General features: G+C 60.7%; 10 protein-coding genes. 6 read left to right on the forward strand and 4 right to left on the reverse strand.

What is annotated here, in order from left to right:
• Window positions 1–37 precede the first annotated feature (37 nt).
• Window positions 38–394 (reverse strand): metalloregulator ArsR/SmtB family transcription factor, encoded by a 357-nt coding sequence (locus LRS11_RS12435; RefSeq protein ID WP_260493301.1) that lies wholly within the window; start codon window positions 392–394, stop codon window positions 38–40.
• A gap of 361 nt (window positions 395–755) precedes the next feature.
• Between LRS11_RS12435 and LRS11_RS12440 the strand changes: the two genes are divergently transcribed.
• The 5 genes from LRS11_RS12440 to LRS11_RS12455 all read left to right on the forward strand — a co-directional run bounded on the left by LRS11_RS12440 (window position 756) and on the right by LRS11_RS12455 (window position 7,536).
• Entirely contained in the window at window positions 756–2,051 is a 1,296-nt protein-coding gene (locus LRS11_RS12440) for a dicarboxylate/amino acid:cation symporter (protein WP_260493302.1), read from the forward strand.
• Window positions 2,052–2,865: 814 nt separating this feature from the next.
• The gene (gene aceK / locus LRS11_RS12445; protein ID WP_260493303.1) at window positions 2,866–4,599 is read left to right on the forward strand and encodes a bifunctional isocitrate dehydrogenase kinase/phosphatase; all 1,734 of its coding nucleotides are present in this window, start codon (window positions 2,866–2,868) and stop codon (window positions 4,597–4,599) included.
• Window positions 4,600–4,787: 188 nt separating this feature from the next.
• On the forward strand, window positions 4,788–4,922 hold the full coding sequence (locus LRS11_RS22355; protein ID WP_312026970.1) for a PA1414 family protein: 135 nt from the start codon (window positions 4,788–4,790) through the stop codon (window positions 4,920–4,922).
• 211 nt (window positions 4,923–5,133) lie between these two features.
• Entirely contained in the window at window positions 5,134–6,699 is a 1,566-nt protein-coding gene (locus LRS11_RS12450; protein WP_260493304.1) for a PAS domain-containing methyl-accepting chemotaxis protein, read from the forward strand.
• A 237-nt stretch (window positions 6,700–6,936) separates the two neighbouring features.
• Window positions 6,937–7,536, forward strand: a complete 600-nt coding sequence (locus LRS11_RS12455; protein WP_260493305.1) for a tRNA-uridine aminocarboxypropyltransferase — start codon at window positions 6,937–6,939, stop codon at window positions 7,534–7,536.
• Between the two features lie 72 nt (window positions 7,537–7,608).
• Here LRS11_RS12455 and LRS11_RS12460 read toward each other — a convergent pair whose 3' ends face one another.
• From LRS11_RS12460 to LRS11_RS12470, 3 genes are all read right to left on the reverse strand, one after another.
• Complete coding sequence (locus tag LRS11_RS12460; protein WP_260493306.1) at window positions 7,609–8,967, reverse strand: HlyD family type I secretion periplasmic adaptor subunit; 1,359 nt, start codon at window positions 8,965–8,967, stop codon at window positions 7,609–7,611.
• Window positions 8,968–8,993: 26 nt separating this feature from the next.
• Window positions 8,994–11,141, reverse strand: a complete 2,148-nt coding sequence (locus LRS11_RS12465; RefSeq protein ID WP_409519812.1) for a type I secretion system permease/ATPase — start codon at window positions 11,139–11,141, stop codon at window positions 8,994–8,996.
• 78 nt (window positions 11,142–11,219) lie between these two features.
• Window positions 11,220–12,575 (reverse strand): TolC family outer membrane protein, encoded by a 1,356-nt coding sequence (locus LRS11_RS12470; RefSeq protein ID WP_260493308.1) that lies wholly within the window; start codon window positions 12,573–12,575, stop codon window positions 11,220–11,222.
• Window positions 12,576–13,030: 455 nt separating this feature from the next.
• On the opposite strand from LRS11_RS12470, the gene LRS11_RS12475 reads away from it, so the two are divergent.
• On the forward strand, window positions 13,031–25,735 hold the full coding sequence (locus tag LRS11_RS12475; protein ID WP_260493309.1) for a retention module-containing protein: 12,705 nt from the start codon (window positions 13,031–13,033) through the stop codon (window positions 25,733–25,735).
• The last annotated feature ends 39 nt before the right edge of the window (window positions 25,736–25,774 follow it).

Raw genomic sequence — 25,774 nt, forward strand, 5'->3', positions numbered from 1 at the left:
AGGGGTATTTCCTAAGGGGACGAGAGGGTTGCGTTATCTAGCAGCAGGCATTGGCGCGCGCGGGGCGGCCGTCCATGCATTGCAGGCGTTGGGCGCTGGGGCTGAGCCAGTCGCGGTTGGCTTCCAGAGTAGTGCGCAGGATGTTCAGCACCCACTCCGGCAATTCTGGATGCAGGCGGTAATACACCCACTGGCCCTGGCGACGGTCGGCTAGCAGGCCGCCGTTACGCAGTTGCGCCAGGTGGCGGGAGATTTTCGGCTGACTCTCACCAAGGGCGCAGGTCAGTTCGCACACGCACAGCTCGTCTTCGCGGGTGGCCAGCAGCAGCAGACGGATGCGGGTTTCGTCGGCCAGGCATTTGAAGACGCTGGTCGGGGTCAGGGCTTCGCTCATGGATGGCGACTCCTAATATACGTTTTTTCGAATATATGAAATTTCGAATATTAGGTAAAGCCGGCAAGAATACTCAGCTGACTGGCGGCACAGTAGTCAGGTGCAGTTGGTAGCGGGGGAAACCCGCCACGGGCTTGGCGGTTTCCCGCCAAAAAGCGTGGTTAAAGTTGTGCATATTATTATTAACTAATTGATTTTAAAGGTTTTAAAATATTTTCATGAAGTGGCACAGGCCCTGCAATTAGCGCTACAGCTCCCCAGTGGAGCCCACAACAAATCCCTCCAGTGCAGGAGGGTTAGCGCTAAACGCGGCTGCGCACCTCGCAGATATCGAGGCCGGCGCGGCAAGAGAGGAACTGCCATGACCCGCAAACCGCTGTACAAGAGTCTGTACGCCCAGGTGCTGGTGGCCATTGCCATCGGTATCGCCATCGGACATTTCTACCCGGAGGCGGGCGTCGCCCTGAAGCCGCTGGGTGATGGCTTCGTCAAGCTGATCAAGATGGCCATCGCGCCGATCATCTTCTGCACCGTGGTCAGCGGTATCGCTGGCATGCAGGACATGAAGGCGGTGGGCAAGACCGGCGGTTATGCGCTGCTGTACTTCGAGATTGTCTCCACCCTGGCCCTGGTGATCGGCCTGGTCGTGGTCAACCTGGTCGAGCCGGGCGTGGGCATGCATATCGACCCTGCCACCCTAGATACCAAGGGCATTGCCGCCTATGCCGCGGCGGGTGAGTCGCAGAGCACCATCGCCTTCCTGCTCAACGTGATCCCCAGCACCATCGTCGGCGCCTTCGCCACGGGTGACATCCTGCAGGTGCTGTTCTTCTCGGTGATCTTCGCCTTCGCCCTGCAGCGCATGGGTGACTACGGCAAGCCGGTACTGGAGTTCATCGACCGCATCGCCCAGGTGATGTTCGGCATCATCAACATGATCATGAAGGTCGCGCCCATCGGTGCCTTCGGTGCCATGGCCTTCACCATCGGCCAGTACGGCGTCGGTTCGCTGGTGCAGCTGGGCCAGCTGATGATCTGCTTCTATGTCACCTGCCTGCTGTTCGTCCTGGTGGTGCTCGGCGGTATCGCCAGGGCCCATGGCTTCAGCATCCTCAAGTTCATCAAGTACATCCGCGAAGAGCTGCTGATCGTGCTCGGCACTTCGTCCTCGGAGTCGGCCCTGCCGCGCATGCTGGGCAAGATGGAGAAGCTCGGCGCGAACAAATCGGTGGTCGGCCTGGTGATTCCCACCGGCTACTCGTTCAACCTCGACGGCACCTCGATCTACCTGACCATGGCCGCGGTGTTCATCGCCCAGGCCACCGATACGCCGATGGACATCACCCATCAGCTGACCTTGCTGGCAGTGCTGCTGATCGCCTCCAAGGGCGCGGCGGGCGTGACCGGCAGCGGCTTCATCGTGTTGGCCGCGACCCTGTCGGCCGTGGGTCATCTGCCGGTGGCCGGCCTGGCGCTGATCCTCGGTATCGACCGTTTCATGTCGGAAGCTCGCGCCCTGACCAACCTGGTTGGCAATGGCGTGGCGACCCTCGTGGTGGCCAAGTGGTGCAAACAGCTCGATGAAAACACCCTGCAGCGTGAGCTGAACGGCAAGCCGGAACTGCCGGAAGTGAGTTTCGCGCGCGAAACCGCCTGATATCGACCCGCGCCGCCCCTGTTCGGGCGGTGCTTTTCTGGCCCGTCCGGTGACGGGCTTTTTTGTCTGTGCGTACATGTTTTCAGAAATGCCTCACAGTCCGGCCATTCCAGCCGGCCAGGCCATCGCTTTTGCGCGTAGAATCGGCGCCTCAATAACGACTGTGGAAAGGATGCCATGTCGACTTCGCTGCACTCGCCTGCGCCTTTTGCGCGGCCCCCTCTCCTGATTGTTCTGCCATGCCTTCCCTGTGAATGTACTGCGCGCCCTCGCCTGATCGAGGTCCACGTCCTGATCTAACAGTCTTATCTGACCGACCTGGCATGTTGCTGGGCGGCTCGGCGGTCTATCTGCTGCTGATCTGAACCCAGGGTTCAATTCGTCAGTGCTTTAAGGCGGTGCTCCTTTCCCCGGACACCGCCTTCTTTTTGCCCGATGACTTTGTCTCGGCTGGCGAATCCAGGCGCTAGGGTCTGTTCCCGTTTCGTTCGCGAACCGCGTTGCTGCGCAAAATCGCGCCAGGCTAGGCGCGGGACGCCGGCAATGGTCATTCCCTTGGCAAGTCCCGCAACGACGCATGGCGCGATTTTCCGCGCAACCCGAAGGGACGGGCCTGTTTTCGCGCGGGACGTCGTTACTCGACGGCTCATTTGGACGACCAAACCTCGCGTCTCGCGCCTAGCCCCGCGCAAAAACAGGCTCCGTCGCGGCCGTGAACGAAACGGGAGCAGACCCTAGGGAGTGGTTTGTGGCTTTCCCTGGCGCGCGGCTCTGGCTAAGCTCGCGTCTTCGCATACGCAGCAGAGGCTTTCCCATGGCGCAGCAACGGCCAGCCGCAGATATCGCCCGTCTGATCCTCGACGGCTTCGACGACTATCGCGAGCATTTCCGTGAGATCACCAATGGCGCCCGGGCGCGCTTCGAGCAGGCGCTGTGGCAGGAGGCGCAGGCCGCTTCGGCTGCGCGGATCAACCTCTACGAAGAGAAAGTCAGTGAAGTGGGTGAGCGTCTGCGCGCCAGTTTCAGCGACGAATTCCTGCTGGATGTCGATTTGTGGCCGCTGGTAAAAAGCGCCTACATCACCCTGATCGACCAGCGTTTCGATGATGAGCTGGCGGAAACCTGGTTCAACTCGATCTTCTGCGGCCTGTTCAGCCATGACCAGATCAGCGATGGCTGCATGTTCATCCACACCACGCGGCCGTCCCTGCGCCCGCAGGCCAGTGCTCCGCAGACGCGCAGCTACAAGCCGCAGGGCAATTTGCAGCAGGCCCTGCATGCGGTGTTCAGCGATTACCGTTTCAGCGTCGGCTTCGAGAACCTCGAACGCGATATCAACCGCCTGGAAGGGCAGTTGCGCAACAACCTGCCGGACTGGGTGTGCAAGGATCCGGAGCTGTGCATCGAGCTGTTCTCCTTCACCCTCTACCGCAACAAGGGCGCCTACCTGGTCGGGCGCATCTTCACCCGCGACGAGCAGTGGCCGCTGGTGATCCCGTTGCTGCACCGCGAGGGGCAGGGCATCCAGATCGATACGCTGATCACCGACGAGGCGGAAGTCTCGATCATCTTCTCCTTCACTCGTTCCTATTTCATGGTGCGGGTGGAGATCCCGGCGGAATTCATCGGCTTCCTCAAGCGCATCCTGCCGGGCAAGCACATCGCCGAGCTGTACACCTCGATCGGCTTCTACAAGCACGGCAAGTCGGAGTTCTACCGCTCGCTGATCAACCATCTGGCCAGCACCGACGACAAGTTCATCATGGCGCCGGGCGTGCGCGGCATGGTCATGAGCGTGTTCACCCTGCCGGGCTTCAACACGGTGTTCAAGATCATCAAGGATCGCTTCTCGCCGTCGAAGAACGTCGACCGCGCCACGGTGATCGAGAAGTACCGCCTGGTGAAGAGTGTCGACCGGGTCGGACGCATGGCCGATACCCAGGAGTTCGCTGACTTCCGCTTCCCCAAGGCCAAGTTCGATCCCGAGTGCCTGGCCGAACTGCTGGAAGTGGCGCCGTCCACCGTGGCCATCGAAAACGACGACACCGTGTTGATCCGCCACTGCTGGACCGAGCGGCGCATGACCCCGCTGAACATCTACCTGGAAAGCGCCAACGAGGCCCAGGTGCGCGAAGCCCTGGAGGACTACGGTCTGGCCATCAAGCAGCTGGCCGCGGCGAATATCTTCCCCGGCGACATGCTGCTGAAGAACTTCGGCGTCACCCGCCATGGCCGCGTGGTGTTCTACGACTACGACGAGATCTGCTACCTGACCGAGGCCAACTTCCGGCGTATTCCGCCGCCGCGTTATCCGGAAGACGAAATGGCCTCCGAGCCCTGGTATTCGGTGGCGCCGCTGGATGTGTTCCCCGAGGAGTTCCCGCCGTTCCTGTTCGCCGATATCGGCCAGCGTCGGCTGTTCAGCCAGTTGCATGGCGACCTGTACGACGCCGACTACTGGAAGGGCCTGCAGGAGGCGATTCGGGCGGGCAAGGTGATCGACGTGTTCCCCTACCGGCGCAAGGAGTTCGCCGACAGCATCCAGTGATGGTCAGGGTCTGTTGCGTTCCTTTCGCGCAACCCGCATGGATTCCGTCGCGGCCGTGAGCGAAGCGGCAACCGCCCCTGAACTGATCTGCGACAACTGGCTTCGTCCTGGTGCGAGCTAGCCTATGCTCAAGGGTAGTGGCTGCAGTTGCAGCCCACGCCGCTTTGCTTATGGCAGGAGGACGTTGTATGAAAGCCAGATTGCACAATGTTGTTCGCCAGTTTCTCATCGCACTGGGCTTGATCGAGCCGCCGCGCCTGCAACCGATCCCCGTGCGTAGAGAACCATCGCGTGATGCACGCAAGCCCACGCATTTACGCTAGATCGTCAGTGCACAGGTAGGCGCAAGGCCTACCTGTCTTGGATCGGTTTTTCTCTGCCTGGCAGAGAGCAGACGCTTGTCTGTGATATGGGCATGGCTCGGCTGGCGCTGGACTAATGCCACACTTTTAATGGTGTTTTTGCACGGCTGTGCTAGACCCTATTTGTGTGAGCTTGGAAGTCCACCGTCAACCTTGTCCAAGGATGATTCCCATGCGCCAAAACCTCCCCGTATCCCAGCGGGAAAGAACTTTCCCAGCGACTGAACGCCTGATTTCCACGACCGACCTGAACAGCCATATCACCTACTGCAACGATGCTTTTGTCGAGATCAGCGGCTTTACCCGCGAAGAATTGATCGGTCAGCCGCACAACATGGTGCGTCACCCGGATATGCCACCCTCGGTGTTTGCCCATATGTGGGAAACCATCAAACAGGGCAAGCCCTGGATGGGGGTGGTCAAGAATCGCTCGAAGAATGGTGATTACTACTGGGTCAGTGCCTATGTCACGCCGGTCTATGAGAACGGCAAGATGTCCGGCTACGAGTCGGTGCGCTCGGTGCCCAGTGAGGAACAGAAAAGGCGGGCCGAGAATCTCTATGCGCGTTTGCGCGCTGGCAAACCACCGGTGCCCAAGCTGGAATACCTGACCTATGACCTGCTGCGTTCCTGGCCGCTGATCCTCGCCGGTCTGGTGATCCTCGGTGGTCATTGGGTAATGAGTGGTTGGTGGTTGCTTCTATTCATTTTCGTGGTGATGTTTGGCCTGGGCTCTTATCAGCTGTACAGCAAGCGCCAACTGATCCGGCAGACCCTGGCCGAGCACCCCAAGGCCTTTACCAGTGCGCTGGTGGCGTTGACCTATAGCGATAATCGCGGCGCTCAGGCGCTGCTCGACATGGCCATGATCAGCGAGGAGGCGCGTCTGCAGACCGCCCTGACGCGCCTGGAAGATGCGGGTGAGAGCGTGCGCAAGCGTGCCGCGCAGTCAGCCGAGCTGTCGCGTTCTGGTGCCGAACTGCTGGATCAGCAACGCAGCGAGACGGATCAGTCGGCCACGGCGATCAACCAGATGGCGGCCACCATTCAGGAAGTAACGCACAACGTGCAGAACACCTCGCATGCCGCCGAAGAGGCGGATCGTCTGGCGCAGCAGGGCCGTCATCTTGCCGATAGCAGCCTGCAGGCCATGCAGCATATGGCGGGTGCCGTACAGGAGATCGGCCAGGCGGTGAATGACCTGGCCAGCTCCACCCAGTCGATTGGCAGTGTGGCCGATGTGATCACTTCGATCGCCGAGCAGACCAATCTATTGGCCCTCAATGCCGCGATCGAGGCGGCGCGAGCGGGTGAGCAGGGCCGAGGTTTTGCCGTGGTGGCCGATGAGGTACGGGCGCTGGCCGGGCGTACGCGGGAGTCCACGGAGCAGATCCACCAGATCATTTCCTCCTTGCGCAGTGGCGCCGAGCGAGCGGTGCAAACCGCCGGCAAGGGCGAGACGATTTCCCGCGAGAGCGTGCAAAGCGTCGAAGAGGTGCGTGAGGCGCTGGTGGGCATCAGCACGGCGGTGACCCGTATCACCGGCATGAGCCAGCAGATGGCCGCGGCTTCGGAACAACAGAGCCATGTCGCCGAGGACATCAGTCGGCAGATTACCCGCATCGCCCAGCTCTCCGATCACAGCGCGGGTCAGGCGCAGCAAGGGGCGACGATTGGGCGGGAGCTGGAGCAGATGGCCGAGTACCTGCACAGCCTGGCGGAACGCTTTAACCGCTGAAGCAGTTAGAGGTTGGACGACAAGACCCGGCATTGACCGGGTCTTGTTTTTTCAGCTGCGTAGTTGTGTTGTTTGCCCATAACCCGTGGCTGAGGCGCAGGCTCGGCGGTATATGTTCAGGCTTGCCGCTTTGCTGGCGCCGAATAGATTTCTCTCGCGGCTGGTGAGCGGTTGCCGTGCTGCAACTGCGTGGGCTGAAGCAGCTATGGCACACTGCGTGGCCCAAGGAGTGTGCGTATGTCCCGACCCCGCTGCGAGCGTTGTGCTCGACCGCAGAACCATTGCCTGTGTCACCTGATTCCGAGCCTGCCGAGCCGTACACGGGTGTTGATCTTGCAGCATCCGGACGAGGTGGCGCATGCCCTCAACACCGCTCGGTTGGCGGCATTGGGCCTGATGAATGCCGAACTCAAGGTGGGTGAGGTGTTTGCCGATCTGCAGCAGTGGCTGAATAACGAGTACCGCGCTTGCCTGCTGTTCCCCGGGGAGCAGGCGCAGGAACTGCCATTGGCCAGCGTGCCGGGGGATGATCGTCCGCTATTGCTGGTGGTGCCGGATGGTACCTGGCGCAAGGCGCGCAAGTTGCTGCACCTGAATCCGCTGTTGGCTGAGTTGCCACGGGTCTGTTTGCCGGCGGGGCTGCAGTCACGCTATCGCCTGCGCAAGGCGCCAGGGGAGGGGGCGCTGGCGACCATCGAGGCCATAGTCGTTGCGCTCAATCTGCAGGAGGCACCGGCCTGTTTCGATGAGCTGCTGCGCCCGTTCGACGCGCTGATCGAGGGACAGATCGCCGCGATGGGCGAGGAAACCTTTCTGCGCAATCACCAGAAATCGTAGCCCGGATGCAATCCGGGGCCCTGTTGCATCCGGCACGAAAATTCCCGGATTGCATCCGGGCTACCTCAGTACTCAACGTTCGCGCAGTGCTTCCGAGCGGGCTTTGAGCACGGGCTTGAGCAGGTAGTCCAGCACGCTCTTCTCGCCGGTGATGATGTCGACGGTGGCCACCATGCCGGGAATGATCAGCAGGGGATGTTCCTTGGTGCCCAGGTGGCTCTGGTCGGTGCGTACCTGGATCAGGTAGAAGCTGTTGCCTTCCTCGTCGGTGATGGTGTCGGCGCTGATCAGTTCCAGTTTGGCCTTCAGTCCGCCATAGATGGTGTAGTCGTAGGCGGTGAACTTGACCATGGCCTTCTGGCCGGGATGGAGGAAGGCCACATCCTGCGGGCGCACCTTGGCTTCGATCAGCAGGTTGTCTTCCAGCGGTACTACTTCGACCATGGCATCACCGGGCTGCACCACGCCACCAATGGTGTTGACCTTGAGCAGCTTGATGATCCCGTGCACGGGTGAAACCACCGTGGTGCGGGTCACCCGGTCGTCGATGGCGACGCTGGTAGAGGTGATCTTCTTCAGCTCGGTGCGCATCTCGTTGAGTTCCTTGAAGGCATCCGAGCGGAAGGCCAGTTCGGACTCCTGAATGCGGCTCTTGATTTCTTCGATGGCCGATTCGGCGCGCGGGATGGCCAGGTTGGTTGCATCCAGCGAGCCGCGCACCTCCACGGCGCTGCGGCGCAGGCGGAGGATTTCCACCTGAGAGATCGCTCCGGTTTCCACCAGCGGCTGCGACATGTTCAGCTCCTGTTGGAGCAGCCCAAGACTGGAGCGATATTGCTGGGATTTGGCGCGGAATTCGGCGAGCTCCTGGGTTTTCTGCTGCAACTGCTCCTGCAGGGTGTTTTGCTCACTGTGCAGGCGCTGCTGGCGCGAGCGATACAACGCCATTTCGTCTTCAACCAGTTGCGGGGCCTGTTTCACCAGCTCCTCCGGCAAGGCCAGGGGGCGACCCTCGGCTTCGGCGCTGAGGCGTTCCACGCGGGCGACCAGGGCCATGCGATCGGCTTCGGTTTCGCCACGGTTGGAGAGGAAGCGGGTGTCGTCGAGGCGCAGCAGGGTGTCGCCCTTGTTCACTACTTGGCCTTCACGCACGAAGATCTCAGTGACGATACCGCCTTCCAGGTTCTGGATGACTTGTATCTTGCTGGATGGGATGGCTTTGCCTTCGCCGGTGGTGACCTCTTCCAATACGGCGAACTTGGCCCAGATCAGCGCCACCAGCAGGCAGGCGCTGACCGACCACACCGTGGCCCGGGCCAGCCAGGGCGAATCTTCCAGAATGGCGCCGTCTACTTCGGGCATGAACTCGGTGTCCTGCTTGTTTTTCTGCAGGCTGCCGAAGTAATCGCGGATCGATTGAGTCAGTTCCATGCACGACCTCCACAGGGTGGCGCGCTTTACACCGCCGCCGGACCGACGCGACCCTTGCGCAGGGCTTCGATCACGGCTTCTTTAGGGCCATCGGCGACGACATGGCCATTGTCGAGTACCACCAGGCGGTCGACCATGCTGAGCATCGAGGCGCGGTGGGTGATCAGCAGTACGGTCTTGCCCTGCGCCAGGCTGTGCAGGCGGTTGCGCAGGATGTCTTCGCTGGTGTTGTCCATGGCGCTGGTCGGTTCGTCGAACAGCAGGATGGGCGGGTCGAGCAGCAGGGCCCTGGCTAGCAATACTGCCTGGCGTTGGCCGCTGGACAGCAGTTGCCCGCGTTCCCCTACCGGGCGATCGAAGCCTTGCGGGTGTTGCCGGGCCAGTTCGGAAACCCCGGTCATTTCCGCCACTTCGAGCATGCGCGCGTCGCTGACATAACGGGCGCCCAAGGTCAGGTTGTCGCGCAAGCTGCCCGACAACAGGGGCAGGTCGTGGGCGACGTAACCGATCTGGTGGCGCAGGTCGGCGACATCCAGCTGGCGCAGATCGAGGCCGTCGAGAAGAATCTGGCCTTCGTCCGGGCTGTAGAAGTTCATCACCAGGCGCGCGAGTGTGCTTTTGCCCGAACCGCTACGACCGATGATGCCGATTCGCTCTCCGGCATTCATGCGCAGGCTGACTTTGACCAGGGCCGGGGTGCTCTGGCCGGGATAACTGAAGCTGACCTGGCGTACATCGAGCGCGCCTTTCAGATGGGTGCGTTCCAGTGGGCGCTGCTTGGCCTCGCGTTCCTGGGGCAAAGCCATCAGCGCATCGGTGCTGGTCATGGTCAGGCGGGCTTGCTGGTAGCGGGTAATCAATCCGGCGATTTGCCCTAATGGGGAAAGTACTCGGCTGCCGAGCATGTAGCAGGCCACCAGGGCACCAACGCTGAGGTGCCCGGCGATGATGATGTAGACCCCGGCGACTATGGTGGCCATACCGGCAAACTGCTGGAAGAACATGGTGCCGTTGGTGGCCAGTGAGGCGAGGAAGCGGCTGTGGTTATCCAGGCGGGTGAGAGCGCCATGGGTTTTTTCCCAGTGATGCTGGCGCTCGCTTTCGGCGCTGCAGGCCTTGAGGGTTTCCAGGCCGCTGAGGGTCTCGATCAGTAGCGCCTGGCGTTCGGCGCCCAGGGCGAGGCTTTTCTGTACGGTGTCGCGCAGGCGAGACTGGATCACCAGGGCGAAAATGGCGGTAATCGGGAAGGCCAGCAGGGGAATGACCACCAGCCAGCCACCCAGCAGGCCAATGACCACGATCATGAGGATGGAGAAGGGCAGGTCGATCAGGCTGGTCAGGGTCACGGCGGTGAGAAATTCACGCAGCCCCTGGAAGTCGTGGATGCTCTGGGCGAACCCGCCGACGGTGGCCGGTCGCGCCTTCATCGACATGCCGGTGATGCGCTCGAACAGCGTGGCGGACAACACCACGTCGGTCTTCTTGCCGGCAATGTCGAGCAGATGTGCTCGCAGTACACGCAGCAGCAGTTCGAAGCCGCTGCCGATGAACAGACCGATGACCAGTACCCACAGAGTCGACGTGGCCTGGTTGGGTACCACGCGGTCATAGGTTTGCATGACGAACAGCGGCACCATCAGGCCCAGCAGGTTGATCAGCAGGCTGGCGAGCACCGCGTCGGTATACAGCCAGCGTGACAGCTTGAGCGTGTCACGAAACCAGGCATCGATGCGTGGTACCAGCGGTGTGCGGACATCTTCCAGCTCATGCCGCGGACGGGCGAAGAAGGCCTGGCCGGAATACTCCAGCAGCAGGTGTTCACGACTGACCCATTGCTCGCCGCCTTCGGCTTCGCACGGCAGGATCAGCAGCTGGTTCTTTGGCCCGAACTTGCGCAATACGGCGCTGCGACCGTCTTTCAGCAATAGCAGGACGGGCAGGTTGAGGGGTGAGATGGCGTTGAGGTCGCGGCGCAATATGCGCCCTTGCAGACCCGCCCTGGCGGCTGCGCGTGGCAGGAGTTCAGCGCTCAGGCATTGTTCCGGCATTGGCAGGCCGGCGGTAAGGCTGGCCCGGCTGGCGGAGCATTCATGCAGGTTGCAGAGAATCAGTAATCCATCCAGTAGCGGGTCATCGTGACTTTGCCGCTGGTCGTCGGAAGGCTTCCGTTCCATGGTGGTCAAGGTCACTACTCCTGAGAGGTTGCCTGGAAACAGTGGATGAATCGTTTCCAGGCAATCTCTTCGCCGGGTTTACTTCATTTCCGGCAGGCGCGCCTCACTTTTGATTTCGGTGAGTGCTACAGCTTCAGCCGGGAGTACGACGTTCTGCTTCTTCAGCAGATCGCCCGTGGCGGAGATCACGCGGTACATGGAGAACTCTTCGGTGTAGCGCACCTCGGTGTAACGGCGGTTGGCGGTGAAGAGTTCGTTTTCACTGTCCAGCAGGTCGAGCAGGGTGCGTTGGCCGAGGCTGAACTGCTGCTGATACGCCTCGCGTACGCGTGAGGTGTAATCAGCATAGTCGCGCGCCTTGGGAGTTTGCAGGCGGGCGTTCTCCATGGCGTTCCAGGCCAGGGCCAGGTTCTCGTTGAGAACGCGCAGGGCATTGTTGCGAATGTCCATCGACTGGTTGATCTGGTGCGCCGCTGATTGCAGGCGGGCCTTGTCGCGCAGGCCGTTGAACAGGTTGTAGTTCATCACCACGGCGGCACGCCAGGTGTTGTAGTGGCCTTCATCGCCCTGGGTGTTGTCATCGGCGGTGGTGGCCAGCTCCAGATCGAAGCGCGGGTAGAAGGGCGACTTGGCCACTTCATACTGCTTCTCTGCGGCATACACATCGGCTTGTGCCGATTTCAGGTAAGGGTTGTTGTCCATTACCGTTTGCCGGGCAACGCCCAGATCCTCGGGGACTTCACCCTTGATCGTGCCTGGTTGCTCCAGCTCGTCGGGCATGCGTCCGGTAGCGCTGAAGAAGTTGGCTTCGGCGTCGGCGAGGTTGACTTGTTCGGTGTAGAGGTTGTTCTCCGCCAGTGCCAAACGCGCTTCGGACTGATCGAGGTCGGCAGTGCTGCCCACGCCCCGCTCGCTACGCAGGCGGATCTGATCATGGATGCGCTGGTGGGCCTGCAGGTTGTTCTCGGCCAGGGTCACCATTTCGCGGCGCTTGAGTATGTCCAGGTAGACCTCGACGGTACGCAGGGCCAGGCTCTCGGAGGTGCCTAATACATAGTAGGCGCGGGAGTTCACCACGGCTTCAGTGCGCGCCACCTCGTTTGGGGTGTTGAAACCATCGAACAGCATCTGCCGCAGGCGCAGTTCGGCGTCGCGGTAGTTCAGGGTTTCCTTGTTGTGATCGCCAAGAGCACGAGTGCTTGGGCTGTCGGTTTGCTCGCGACCATAGCCGGCTAGCAGATCGACGGTTGGCAGGTAGCCGCCCTTGGCAACCTTGACCTCTTCATCGGAGACAAGGCGGTCATTCATGCTGGCGTGCAGTTCGGGGTGGTTGTCTACCGTGCTTTGAATCGCCTCGGAGAGGGTCATTGCCTGTGCCTGGGTACAGGCAATCGCTAGCAATATGCCTTGGCAGAGCGGTGTAAGAACGCGCATGGGGTAGTTCTCCTTATTTATATGCTCAGTTCCTGTCGCCAGAATATTGACGCTTTCCCTGAAAAAGCGTTTCAGGTCTGTAACATCACAGCTAAGAACATCTTTAAGAGTAGCTAAGAAAAAATTGGCGCAAGATTTATGAGAAAAAAGTCTTATGCACTCTGTGAAAACCAGCACATTGTTTCCCCTGTAAGCCGCGAGAAATGAGGCTTTCAGCTCATTTTGCGGTGAAGGTTGGTGGTCAAGCGCAGTTTGGAGCATAAGGGCGAAGAGGTATCTGAGGGAATAGGTCGGTGCAGTTGGGGCGACACTTTTTTGTCGCGTTGGCGAAATGGGTTGATAGCACCGTAGCTTTTTCCGGCAATTTTCTTCGCACAATCCTCTGATTCGAAAGGCGATTGACCCTTTTGAAACGTGTCGGCAGCGGCCGACGGTGTGGTGTGGAGGAAGGAATCATGGCTACTTTGATTGGTGTCGTCAGCCAGGTTGTCGGCGAGGTCTATGCGGTAGCTGGCGACGGAACGCGTCGGCCGCTAGTCGAGGGTGATCGTGTCTATGCCGGTGAGCAGCTTGTAACCGGTGCCAGCGGTGCGATTGCCATCACCATGACCAACGGTCAGGAACTGACCGTTGGGCGCGATAGCAGTCTGACCCTCAACGAGCAGATGCTCGCCGGCGCAGAGGGTACGCCTCCTGCTTCACCTGAAGATGCGGCCCCTGCCGCTCCCTCCGATTCCGAACTGACTGATGTCGAACAATTGCAGGCTGCGATCGAGGCGGGTGTCGACCCGACCCTTGAGGGCGAAGCGACTGCTGCTGGTCCCGGTGCAGGCGGCGGTGGTGCTGGTGGTGCTGGTGGCATAGGTGGCGGCCATAGCTTTGTACTGCTCGGCGAGACCGGCGGTGCACTCGATCCGGTTATCGGTTTCCCCACCGAGGGGCTGAGTAGTGGTCCGGAGTTCCCGGATGCCGAACCCATTGTGACCCCTGACCCGGAAGCGCCGGTTGTAATACCGGATTTCACCCCGGACATCGACATCGAATACGAGGACGAGAGCGGTACGCTGGTTGCCGGGCCGGCCATTGTTGACGAGGAAGGGCTGGCCGATGGCACCAACCCTGGCAGCAATGCCGAGCAGGCCAGCGGTACGATCATTATCGATTCGCCGGATGGCATTTCTGTACTGGAAATCCAGGACGTCAATGGTAACTGGATAGATGTAACCGATGGCGGCGTAGTGCAGGGGCAGTATGGGACCCTGACGGTGGATGCAGCCGGTAACTGGACCTATACCCTTAGTGATAACACCTTCGACCACAGCAATCCTAACGCCACGGGTGCAGCTGATCAGGTTGGCGAAAGCTTCCCTGTGCGGATGTTCGACCTTGATGGTGATGTATCGCCTACGGTGTCTATTGATGTGCTGGTCAACGACGATGGCCCGATTCTGCTAGAGGGCGAGGGCGCACTGGTCTCTGCCGTTGTCGATGAAGACGAAACCTCTGATGGCATCAGCGATGGCGACGGCGTTACCAACTCGGTTTCCGGTGGTGCCGGTACCCTCACCGCACTGGTCAACTTCGGTGCCGATGGCGTTGGCAGCTTTGGTCTGAGTGGAAGCCCGGCTGCTATCGCCTCTCTGGAGGCACAAGGTCTGACCTCGGGTGGAGTCGCGCTGACCTACAGCGTCGTTGGCAATGTGCTGACCGCTTCGGCAGGTGGTGAAACCATTTTCACCCTGCAGGTGGGTGGTAACGGCAGTTACAGCTTCACTCTGGTTGGTCAGCTCGATCATCCGACCCCAGATGGCAATGACGATGAACTGCTCGATTCGGGCATCGACTTCTCTGGCGTGCTGGCCGCGACTGATGGTGACGGTGACTCGGTGGGAACCTTCAACCAAGGTAGCTTCGTCATCAATGTTGAGGACGATGTGCCGCAACTGGTGGAGTTGCGCGAAGTTGGCGTAATCGCGCAGGTACAGGAGGACGCACTGACCACTGCTGGTGGTGCCCCCTATGAAGGCAATGACGAGGGTGGCCAGGTAACCACCGTCAGTGGCGGCCCAGGTACTCTTTCGGCCTTGGTCGATTTTGGTGCCGATGGCCCTGGTGGTTTTGGTCTGTCCGCTGATGTCAGCTCGCTGGATGCCCAATCCCTGAGTAGTGGCGGCATAGCGCTGAGCTATAGCGTCGTAGGTAATGTGCTGACCGCTTCGGCAGGTGGCGAGACCATCTTTACCCTGACCGTGAACCCGGATGGTAGCTTCAGCTTTGTACTCAGCGGTCCGCTTGATCACCCGGACCAGGATGGCAATGACTCCGAAGATCTCCCCGGCCTGGGTATCGACTTCTCTGCAGTACTGACTGCGGTAGATGGAGATGGCGACCCGCTGCCTGGCGGCTTCCCACCGGGTAGTTTCGCTATCGATGTTGAGGATGATGTGCCCGAGTTGGCCGGCAACCCTGAACAGGAAGAAGGTGGTTTGCTCTCGGTCAGTGGCCAGGTGCATGAAGATGCTCTGAGCCTGGGTGATGGTGCGCCCTACGAGGGCAATAACGACAGCCTGGGGCAAACCACTACGGCCAGTGCTCCGGATGGCACCTTGTCGGCCCTGGTCAACTTTGGTGCTGATGGCCCAGGCAGCTTCGGTCTGTCGACCGATGTCAGCTCGCTTGATACGCAGGGGCTGAGTAGTGGCGGTATCGCTCTGACTTACAACGTAGTGGGCAATGTACTGACGGCCTCTGCCGGTGGTGAAACCATCTTCACCCTGACCGTGACAGCCGGAGGTGGCTACGAATTTGTGCTCAGCGGCCCGCTGGATCATCCCAACGCCGATGGCGATGACAGCGAAAATATCAATGGCCTGGGCGTCGATTTTTCCGGAATTCTTACGGCTACCGATGGAGATGGCGACCCCTTGGGCGCTGGTTTTCCGCGCGGTAGCTTCACCGTCAACATTGAAGACGATGTACCGCGGCCGGTGGTGGACGGTGAGGCCGGTGTGCACGCAGCTGTGCAGGAAGATGCATTGACATTGGGCGATGGTGCGCCCCATGAAGGCAATGATGAAGGTGGTCAGAGCACTACCATTACCGCGCCTGACGGCACGCTGTCCGGCCTGGTTGAATTCGGCGCGGATGGCCCCGGTAGTTTCGGTCTGTCGACGGATGTCAGTTCACTCGATACACAGAACCTGAGCAGTGGTGGTGTGCCCCTGACCTACGATGTGGTCGGCAATGTGCTGACCGCCTCAGCTGGTGGTGAAACGATTTTCACCCTGACTGTGACGGCTGGTGGCGGCTACGAGTTTGTCCTCGAAGGCCCACTCGACCATCCGATGATGGATGGCAATGACAGTGAAACCCTTGTGGGTCTGGGCATCGACTTCTCACACATGATCACTGTCACCGATGGCGACGGCGACCCCATGCTGGTAGCACTGCCAGAGGACAGCTTTACCATCGATGTGGAAGACGATGTACCCGAACTGGACAGTGTTGAAGGCAAGCAGCCCACGGTGAATGCCGTGGTACACGAGGATGCTTTGGCGGTGGGCGATGGTGCGCCCTATGAAGGCAACGATGAAGGTGGTCAGACAACGAGCATCACTGCGCCCGACGGTACCCTCTCGGCGATGGTCGAGTTCGGTGCGGATGGCCCCGGTAGCTTCGGTCTGTCGACGGATGTCAGCTCGCTCAATACACAGAACCTGAGCAGCGGTGGTGTGCCGCTGACCTACAACGTGGTCGGCAATGTGCTGACGGCCTCGGCCGGTGGTGAAACGATCTTCACCCTGACCGTGACGGCCGGTGGTGGCTACGAGTTTGTCCTCGAAGGACCGATCGACCACCCGATGACCGATGGCAATGACAGTGAAACCCTCGCAGGCCTGGGTATCGACTTCTCCGCGCTACTGACCGCCACCGATGGTGACGGCGACCCTCTGGTCAATGGTTTTCCCCAAGGCAGCTTCACGGTCGATGTGGAAGATGACGTACCAGAGCTGGCTGGTAGTGAGCGCGAACATCCGACCGTCAATAGTGCCGTGCAAGAGGATGCATTGAGCCTTGGGGATGGCGCGCCCCATGAGGGCAACGATGAGGGTGGTCAAAGCACTAGCATCACCGCACCTGACGGCACCCTGTCGGCAATGGTTGAGTTCGGTGCCGATGGCCCCGGCAGCTTCGGCTTGTCGACCGATGTCAGCTCGCTCGTTACACAGGACCTGAGCAGCGGTGGTGTGCCGCTGACCTATAACGTGGTCGGCAATGTGCTGACGGCCTCGGCCGGTGGCGAGACCATCTTCACCTTGACTGTGACGGCGGGTGGCGGCTACGAGTTTGTCCTCGAAGGCCCGATCGATCATCCGGTTATGGATGGCAATGACAGCGAAAGCTTGCCCGGCCTGGGCATTGATTTCTCCGCGGTACTGACCGTCACCGACGGCGATGGTGACCCTCTGGTCGGCGGTTTCCCGTCAGGCAGCTTCACCATCGATATCGAGGATGACGTACCGCGCGATGCTGTGGGCGAAGGCTCGACCATCAATGGTCTGGTCCATGAGGATGTTCTCAGCACCGGCTCCGGAGCACCTTATCAGGGCAATCCCGAAGGGCTTGGGCAAACCACCACGATCAGTGGCGGTACTGGCGCGCTGCATGCGCTGGTCAGCTTTGGCGCAGACGGTCCCGGTACGTTCAACCTGTCCAGTGATGTCAGCTCGCTTGATCTACAGGCTCTGACTTCCGAAGGCACGCCATTGAGCTACAGCGTGGTGGGCGATGTGCTCACGGCCACTGCCAATGGCAACACCATCTTTACCCTGACAGTGAGTGATGACGGCAGCTATGAGTTTGTCCTCGGTGGTCCTATCGATCATCCAGTGGCAGATGGCACCCTCGATGGTGAGCAGCTGGCAGGTTTGGGTATCGACTTCTCTGCTCTGCTGATCGCCACCGATGGCGATGGCGATCCTCTGGCTGCGGGCTTCCCTGCGGGCAGCTTCACCGTCAATGTTCAGGATGATGTGCCTCTGCCAACGCAGGACGACCAGGCGGATATCAACCTGGTTGTTCAGGAAGATGCCTTGACCCTGGGTGGTGGTGCCCCCTACGAGGGTAACGAGGAGGGCGTTGGCCAGAGCACTACGGTTTCTGGTGGGCCGGGTGCGCTCTTTGCGCTGATCGACTTTGGTGCCGATGGCCCGGGTACGGTTGGCCTGTCTAGCGATGTCAGCTCGCTGACCTTGCAGGCGTTGACCTCTGAAGGTACGGCGCTGAGCTACAGCGTGGTCGGTGGAGTGCTGACTGCTACGGCTAATGGCAACACGATATTCACACTCACTATTGGGGGCGATGGCAGTTACGAGTTCGTCCTCAGTGGGCCGCTGGATCACCCGGTCGCTGATAGCGCCCTGGACGGTGAAACCCTTGCGGGCTTGGGTATCGACTTCTCGAAGATGATTACCGCCACCGATGGTGACGATGACCCGATGGTGATTGCCTTGCCCAATGGCAGCTTCGCTATCGATGTCGAAGATGATGTGCCCGAGGCTCGTGACATCGGTCAGCGGCCGTGGGTCAGCAATCAGGTCGATGAGGATGAGCTGCCGGCTGGTATCGGCGATGGCGATGGGGTCAACACCGTTGCTAACGGTGGGGCCGGTGCCCTGTATGCAGCAATCAATTTCGGTGCCGATGGCCCGGGTACGATCGGCTTGTCCAACAGCCCGGCTGGTATCGCGGCCATGGAAGCCCAAGGGCTGACCTCCGGTGGTGTGGCACTGAGCTTCGCAGTGGTGGGTAATCTGCTCACCGCCACAGCTGGCGCAGAGCCCATCTTCACCTTGCAGGTGAACCCGGATGGCAGCTACACCTTCACCCTGCTTGGCCCGCTGGATCACCCGGTGGCCGATGGCACGCCGGCCGGCGATAACGAACAGCTTGGTTCGCCGATCGACTTCTCGGCCTTGATTACCGCGACCGATGGCGACAATGACCCGCTCAGCGGCTTGAATCCGGGCAGCTTCGTGATTCAGGTGGAAGACGACATCCCAGTCGCCATGCCACTGCAGTACGACCAGACGCAGCAACCGATCCCACTGGTTTCCGGTCAGGTGGATGAGGATGAATTGCCCGGCGGCATCGCTGACGGTGACGCTACCGGCACCAGTACCAGTGCGCCTGACGGCACCCTGGACGCCTTGGTCAACTTTGGCGCTGACGGCGCTGGCGACTTCGGCCTGAGCGACGACCCGCTGGACATCGCGACCCTCGAAGCCCAGGGGCTGACCTCGGACGGTACGCCACTGACGTTCTCGGTGGTGGGCAATGTGCTGACTGCCATGGCCGGTGTCGATCCGGTCTTCACCCTGACCGTGACGGCAGGTGGCGGTTATTCCTTCGAACTGCTCGGGCCGCTGGATCACCCTCTGCCAGGTAGCACCGACGATGGCCAGTTGCTCGGCCTGCCGATCGATTTCTCCGGCGTGCTGACCGCCACCGATGGCGACGGCGACCCGGTCGACGGTTTCGTACCCGGCAGCTTCGTCATCAATGTCGAGGACGACGTGCCTGAGGCTCAGGACGACTACGCCGTGGTGGAGTCTGGGCAACCGCTCGACGTCAACGCAGTGTTCGTGCTGGACTTCAGCGGCAGCATCGACAACACCGAGCTGAACCAGATGCTGGAGGCCGTGCGTGCCGCGGCTCAGGCGTTGTTCAATGGCGCGTCCGACGTCAACGTGCAGATCGTGGCCTTCTCCGGCACGGCCCTGTCCTATCCGGTGATCAGCGACTTCGCCAGCTTCTCCGCGCTGATCGACAGCATCAATCCGGATGACGGCGGAACCCGGCCGTTCAATGGTAATACCGACTTCACCGCCGCCATCGAAGAAACCATGAGTGACTACACGCCGATTCCGGGGTGGAGCAACCAGGTGTTCTTCATCAGCGACGGCAATCCCAACGAGCAGCTGGGCACTGGAGGTAATTCCCTCGAGGACGACACCGCCAGCGACTGGCTGGACTTCATCAACGATAACGACCTCAACGTCACCACCATCGGCGTGGGTGGCGGCATCGACGAGGATCGGCTGCAGGATGTCGATCTCGATGGCAGCGGGGCACCGATTCTGGTGGGTGACTTCGACGACCTGATCGATGCCCTGCTGGATGCCGTTCTCGGTGGCCTGGTGGACGGTAATGTGCTTGAGGGCAACGATGAAGCACCGAATACAAGTGATGACGACGCCTTTGGTGCCGATGGCCCCGGGCAGATCCTCTCCATCGAGATCAATGGCACCACCTACACCTGGGACGGCACGGCTGATGGTGACGAACAGCTGACCGATATCGCTACTGCGGAAGGCGGCAAGTTGAGCTTCAACTTCGCCACCGGCGCCTGGAGCTATCAGGCTGCTGGGGATATCGATGGCGACAAGACCGAGACCTTCGAGTACGTGATCGTCGATAACGACGGCGACCCCTCGACCGCAACCCTGACGATCCACGTCGAAGACACCGGTCCGGTTGAGGGCTATGTGGATGAAGACAATCTGCCCGACGGCATCGACGACCTGGATAGCGTCACCGATGTTGCCACCGGTACTGTGGCCGACTTGGTGGTAGGGCCGGATGCGGGTTCGCATTTCACCCTGTCCACCGACGCCAGTGGCGTTACCCCGGCCACCTCGGGTGGCGTGGCCCTGGTTTACACCGTGCTTGGCGATACCCTGACGGCTACGGCCGGCCCGGCTGGTCCGGTGGTGTTCACCCTGCAGGTAGCGGATGACGGCAGCTATACCTTCAATCTGGAGCAGTCTCTGGACCATCCTCTGGATGGTAGCGATGACAATCAGCTGTTGACTCTCGACTTCACCAGCATCCTGCAGGCCAACGATGGCAGCGATCCGCTGACTCTGTCGGGTGACTTCCTGATCCACGTCGAGGATGACGTGCCGTTGATCGATGTCGGCCGCAGTGGGCAGGATGCCGACGATCTCAATACCCAGGATGCCGAGACCATTGGGGCTGGGGTTTCCGATACCGCGACCAGTGACTTCAGCGGCGCTTTCACGGCGACGCCCAACCACGGAGCCGATGGCCCCGGCGCGGTGACCTGGAGTTACTCCATGGCGCTGCTGGTGGCCGAGGGTACGCTGTCCGGGCTGAGCAGCGATGGCAATGCCATCCGCCTCTACCAGGACGGCAGTGGGCAGATAGTGGGTTCCACCGCAGGCAGCGAAGGTGCGATCACTCTCGGCAACACCATCTTCACTCTGTCGGTGGACAGCGCTACCGGCCTGGTCACCCTGACCCAGCGCCAGGAGATCGACCATGACCTGCCGGGCGATACCAGCAACTACGATGCCCAGGAAGCCGTACTCAATGCTGGATTGGTGGGCCTGAAGGGTACTGCCACCATCACCGACTACGACCAGGACACTGACAGCGACAGCCTGACCCTGGATCTGGGCGGCAAAGTGCTGTTCGATGACGATGGCCCGAGCATCAGCCTGGGCTTCGGCCAGAACACCGAAGTCCTCAATACCCAGGATGCCGAGACTATCGGCGGCGCCTCGGACAGTGACAGCGACAGCTTCTCCAGCGCGTTCAGTGTGACCAGCTCCAGCTACGGTGCAGATGGTCCTGGCACCGTGAGTGCCAGCTATGCGCTGGTGCTGTTGGCAGCGGAGGGCAGTTCGTCCGGCCTCAGCAGTGATGGCGCGACCATCTACCTCTATGAGACGGGTGGGGTGATCTACGGTTCGACTTCCGCCACCGAAGGGGGTGTCGATCCAAGCAACACCATCTTCAGCCTGTCGGTGAATGGCTCTGGTCAGGTAACCCTGACTCAGTTCGAGGAGGTCGACCACAGCCTGCCGGGCGTCGGCAGTAACTATGAAGCGCAGGAAGCTCTGCTTGGTGCGGGGCTGGTGGGCCTGAAAGGCACTGTCGTCATCACCGATGATGATGGTGATAGCGCCACCGACAACAAGACCCTCGATCTCGGTGGCCGGGTAGCCTTCGACGACCATGGACCGAGCATCAGCGTGGTCTTCGGCACTGCACCGAATCCGTCGCTGAACACCCAGGATGCCCAGACCATAGGCGGGGCTTCCGATACCGACTCCGGCAGCTTCTCGGGTGCCTTCGTCGTAACGCCCAACCATGGCGCGGATGGCCCCGGTACGGTCACTCAGACCTACAGCCTCAACCTGCTGGCAGGTGGTAACGGCCCGCTGGCATCCGGCATGAACAGTGCCGCCGGCCCAATCTATCTGTACAAGATCGGTGGTGAGATCGTCGGTTCCTCGTCGGCATCCCTGGTAGGGGTAGCAGTGGGCAACACTGTCTTCTCACTGGCGGTAGATGCCGGAACCGGGCAGGTGACCCTGACCCAGTTCCAGGAGATCTCCCACGATCTGCCAGGCGCCAACAGCAACTACAGCAATCAGGAAGAAGTGCTGCTGGCCGGCAAGATCGGCCTGACCCTCACTGCGACCATTACCGACGGTGACGGCGACTTCGCCAGTGCCGACAAGACCCTGGATCTCGGTGGCAAGATTGCCTTCGACGACGACGGTCCGTCCGTGGGCAGCAACCTCATGGTGCAACTGGACGATGATGCACTGACCAATGGCATCCCAGGCGGACCTGGTGGTACCGACGATGCCAACGGACTCAATACCGGTGGCGCTCTCGTTCACAACTTCGGTGCCGATGGTGCTGGTACGGTGCAATGGCTGACCACGGGAGCTCCGCTAGGCTTCACCTATGAAGCCGGTCCTGCGGGTTCGCTGCTGGTCAAACAGGGCACCACCACAGTCCTGACGGTGACGCTGAACAGCGCCACGGGTGCCTACAACGTCACTCAGAACGCGCCGATCCAGCATGCCGATGCCGACCTGGAGAACAATCAGGCGTTCACCCTGAACTATCAGGTGACCGACAAGGATGGTGACAAGGCCGATGGCACCCTGTCGATCAACGTCGACGACGACACCCCAGTGGCTCAGGACGATCATGCGGTGGCCCAGGACAGCAATACCGAGGACATCAACCTGGTGTTCGTACTGGACTTCAGCGGCAGTATCAGCAATACCGAGCTGAACCAGATGCTGGATGCCGTGCGCACCGCTGGCCAGGCGCTGTTCTCCAGCGCCACGGGCGATGTGAAGATCCAGTTGGTAGTGTTCTCGGAAAGTGCGCTGTCGTACGGTCCGTTCACCACCGCGGCGTCGTTCACTACCCAAGTCAATGCCCTCAACCCATCCGAGGTGGGCGGCGTTCGTCCCAATACCATCGGCAATGGCACTGACTTCACCGATGCCATCGAGAAGGCCATGGACGACTATGATCCGCTGCCGGGCTGGAGCAATCAGGTCGTCTTCGTCAGTGACGGTAACCCCAACCAGCAGACCGGCCCTGGTGGCACCTCACTGCTGGCTGGCACGGCCACTGACTGGAACACCTTCCTCAACAATCCGGCCAACCCCGTCAATGTCACCACCATCGGTATCGGTGACGGCATCATCGATGCCCGCCTGGAGGATGTGGATCTTGACGCCAACCCGAACAAGGATCCGCTGCGGGTAGATGACTTCGACGAGCTGGTTGACACCCTGCTCGACGCGGTGCTCGGTGCGGTGGTCAACGGCAACGTCCTGCTGGGCGACAACAACGCTGTTGGCGGTGGCGATGATGACGCCTTTGGTGCCGATGGCCCTGGCCGGATCCTGTCCATCGAGGTCGATGGCACCACCTATACCTGGGATGGCATTGCCGACGGCGATCACCTGTTGACCAATGTCGCAACGGATCTGGGCGGCACCTTCTCCTTCAACTTCACCACTGGCGCCTGGACTTATCGGGCTCCCTCGAACGTCATCGGTGATCAGGCCGAGAGCTTCGAGTACGTCATCGTGGACAAGGACGGCGACCCTTCGACAGCGACCCTCAGCATCCATGTCGAAGACACCGCTCCGGTGATCGGCAAGGTCGACGAGGATGAGCTGCCCGGCGGCATTACCGACAACGACGGTCAGACCACTACGGTTTCCGGTAGTTTGGTCGAGCTGCTGGTGGGCACCAACAGTGGGCAGTTCAGCCTGGACAACACGCCGACCGGTATGCCAGTGCTGACCTCGGACGGGGTTGCCGTTACCTATGGCTTCTCTGGTAATACGCTGACGGCGATGGCTGGGGCGACCAGCATCTTCACCTTGGTGGTGCAGAGCAATGGCGCCTACACCTTCACCCTGCTCGGGCCGCTGGATCACCCCGGTGCCAATGGCGATGACAACGAGATCCTGACGCTGAACCTTACCGGGGCCATACAGGCTTCCGATGGCGTCAACCCGCTGCCGCTGGCAGGTAGTCTGTTGATCCAGGTCGAGGATGATGTGCCGGCCATCCTGGCTACTTCCAATCTGGTGTACGCCAACAGCAGCAATCCGGCAGGGGGCACAGGGATTTTTGACTACAGCACCGGAGCCGATACCCGTGGTACTGGCCCGTTCAGTGCAGCCGATTCGGACTTCAAGACGATTAGCCTGAGCGGCACTGTCGGCGGCACGGCCATCAGCTCGCAGTCGGTGACCTGGCTGTCGGAGAGCGCCACCACGGCAACCTTCGAGGTCGAGTTCAGGTATGCGCCGAATCCGGCCACCCCAGGGACGACTGTTGAGGCCACAGGTACGCTGGTGTTCGACAAGGTCAACGGCACCTATACGGTATCGTTGAGCGAACCGGTCGAGGGCTTCAGTGTCCTGAAAACCAGTGCGTCGCTGAGCATCACGGGCTACGAGTCGGGTGGCAATGTGCTGGATAACACCCAACCGGCCGTGTCGGTGGCACAACTGGACAATGACTTCTATGTCCAGTTCCGCAGCGCCGCGGAGCCAGGAGCAGGCACCGGTGGCAATAACCTGCAGACGGGTGGGGTTGACACCAGCATATACGTCAACGGTGAGCAGTTCACCCAGGCGGCTTCCTGGGTCAGTGTCTCGAATACGGCGAACGGTGTGGGCGGCGACACCATCGGCAAGGGTGAGGTGCTGGATCTGACATTCCATACCACCAACCCGACCGGCACCGTGGTGGCCAATCCCGATGGTCGGGCGGAGGGCGTCTACCTCAAGTTCGACGGTATCAACAGCGAAGACCTGGTGGTGGTGCTGAAGCTGATTGGCGACGGTGGCGTAAAAACCACCCGGGCTCTGGTGATCAGCAATAGCGATATCGCCACATCCGGTAGTAGTGCAGCAACACTGGCGGCACTGTTGGCCTACGGCATCACGCTGGATAACAACGATGGTGCCATCGTTATTGAGCGCAATGACTACAACGGCGTGGGTGAAAACTGGCAGATCTACGGTGCGCAGATTCTGACCAGTGTTGAAAGCATTACCACCTCGTCCGCACTGAACTTCAATGCGGCCTTCGGTGATACGGGTGGATCGAGTTCGACCACCAACTTCAATAACCAGACCGACAGCGATGTGGTGAAAGTCTCCGATATCGGCCTGATCACCTCGGAGAACACCACACTGGATGCCGAACTGGACTTCCAGGTGGCGGTGCAGGACGCCGACAACGATGCCACGTCCAGTGTGAACCTGCATGTGACCATCGAAGCCGGAACCACCTTCACCGGGTCGGCACTGGCGGATGCCATTCAGGGCAGCACGGGCAACGACACCTTGTCCGGTCTGGCGGGCGACGATGTGCTGATTGGTGGGCTGGGTAATGACACGCTGATCGGCGGTGCCGACAACGATACCTACCTATGGAAGGCTGGTACGACCGGGACAGATACGGTCCAGGGCTTTGTCCATAACTTCAATGGCAATGTTAATGGTGATCGTTTGGACCTCTCCGATCTGCTCAGTGGGGAGAACCAGATCGGCAATGGAGGGCTCGGCAACCTGCTGAACTTCATCGACATCAGTACGGCCAACCTCGGAGGCGGCGCGGCGCTGGATACGGTGATCAAGGTCAGCGCTACTTCGGCGGCCGATCCGGCTACCTCGACCGAGCAGACTGTCGTGCTGCAGGACGTCAACCTCTACACCAGTTACGCCACTGGCAGTGAGGGCAGCGTGATCCTGGGCATGCTTGGCGATGGCACCCTCAAGGTCGATGTGGCCTAGCAGTTAGGCCTTATCCGAGCCTACCGTGGAGGCGGTAGG

Source organism: Pseudomonas sp. J452 (assembly GCF_024666525.1).
Taxonomy (GTDB): Bacteria; Pseudomonadota; Gammaproteobacteria; order Pseudomonadales; family Pseudomonadaceae; genus Aquipseudomonas.